Annotated in this window: 2 protein-coding genes; one reads left to right on the forward strand and one right to left on the reverse strand. The window is 69.4% G+C overall.

Annotated features, from left to right (window positions below):
- Window positions 1–114 precede the first annotated feature (114 nt).
- Window positions 115–642 (forward strand): hypothetical protein, encoded by a 528-nt coding sequence (locus ACZ5ON_RS35990; RefSeq protein ID WP_465601828.1) that lies wholly within the window; start codon window positions 115–117, stop codon window positions 640–642.
- On the opposite strand, the gene ACZ5ON_RS35995 is transcribed toward ACZ5ON_RS35990, so the two are convergent.
- Window positions 608–1,390, reverse strand: a complete 783-nt coding sequence (locus ACZ5ON_RS35995) for an IS5 family transposase (RefSeq protein WP_465601831.1) — start codon at window positions 1,388–1,390, stop codon at window positions 608–610. The two genes, ACZ5ON_RS35990 and ACZ5ON_RS35995, sit on opposite strands and share 35 nt — an antisense overlap.
- Window positions 1,391–1,661: the final 271 nt, after the last annotated feature.

Below are 1,661 nucleotides of genomic sequence, written 5' to 3' on the forward strand. Positions count from 1 at the left end.
AGAAGCCGTTGTCTTTCCGAACGTGATCGTTGAGTTTCCGCTGTTCAGGCATGGTGTCGGCGTTTTCGAGGCAGGGTGGAGCCGTCGGGTTGTCTCGTCGGTGGAGGTGCCGGGATGGCGTCGGTGGTGGGGCTGCTGGAGGAGCGGGAGCTTGCCGCGCGACAGCGAGTGGAGTCGCTGCGCGAGAAGGCGGAGCGGATCATGGCCGAGCTCGCGGAGGCGGAGACGGACTGGGACCGGTGGGTGATCGCCCGGGAAAGGGTCGATCAGGTCCTGTCCGAGCCGCGTGGGCAAGAAGAGGCCAAGCCGTCCGAGGGCACGTCTTGCGGGCAGGCTGTGCCGGGGCCGGCCAGGCCTGTGGTGGCCGGTTCGATCGTGCCGGTGCGGCGGGAAGGGCTGGACGTGGCCGCGCTGGCGCCGGACTACCAGCGGATCGTCCATCTTCTGGCCGACGGCCGGCGATCCGGCGACGAGGCGGCGATGAGCTGTCAGCAGATCACCGACGCTCTGGGGCTTGAGGTTGTCCCGGCGAAGGTCGAGGGCGTGCGGTCGAAGGCGAAGCGCCTGGTGGCGCGGGGCTGGCTGGTGGAGGAGAGCCCGGGCCGGTTCAGCATCGCCGCCGTGCCAGGCGGCGGCTCATGACCATGGTCATCGACCATCGGATCATCGCCTCGGCGGTGTCGGTGCGGGTCTCGTAGTCGCGGGCCAGGCGGCGTGAGCGCATCAGCCACGCCAACGTGCGTTCCACCAGCCACCTTTTCGGCAGGACCACGAACCCGGAGGTGTCGTCGCTGCGCTTGATCACCGTCAGTGCGATCCGCCAGGCCTTGTGGGCGTACTCGATCAGGCGCCCGCTGTAGCCGCCGTCGGCCCACACCAACGTCAGGCGGAAGTACCGTGCCCGTACGGCGGCGAGCAGGCTCACCGCGGCCTGGCGGTCGGTCACGTTCGCGGCGGTGACCATCACGGCCAGCAGCAGCCCGAGGCAGTCGACCACGATGTGCCGCTTCCGTCCGTTGACCTTCTTCCCGCCGTCGTAGCCACGCGATGACGCCGGAACGCAGGCGGCGGCCTTCACCGACTGCGAATCGATGATCCCGGCCGTCGGCTCCGGGTCTCGGCCCTCGGCCTCGCGGACCTTCCCTCGCAGCCGGTCGTGCAGTTCCTTGACCAGGCCCTTGTCGCGCCAACGCTTGAAGAAGGCGTAGACGCGGTCCCAGACGGGGAAGTCCACGGGCATGGCCCGCCACGTGATGCCGCCCGCGACCAGGTAGCGGATCGCGTCGATCAGCTGCCGGTGGCAGTAGCCCTCCGGCTGGCCGCCCCGGCCCTCCAGCCACCCCGGCACCGGCAGCGCGGCGCGGACTTCGGCCCACTCCGCGTCGCTCATGTCCGACGGGTAACGCGGGGCCCGGTCCGGACGGTCGGCCGCGTTCCCGTACACATGCGCGAGGCAATCACACGACCGGGCGGCCGAGTTGGACTCCACGGGCACCGACACGGAAGACTGCAACACCAGGGCCTCCTGGTTGCTCGATCTGGCGTAGACACCCACCGAGCTACCAAGAGGCCCTGCCTTTATGCGCCGGCCTGTCCACGATCACCCGAACGAGACCCCTGTTCGATCGACAAGCCCCACGAGCGGTACGACAACGGCTTCT

The sequence above is a fragment of the Kitasatospora sp. NPDC032150 genome, assembly GCF_055579945.1.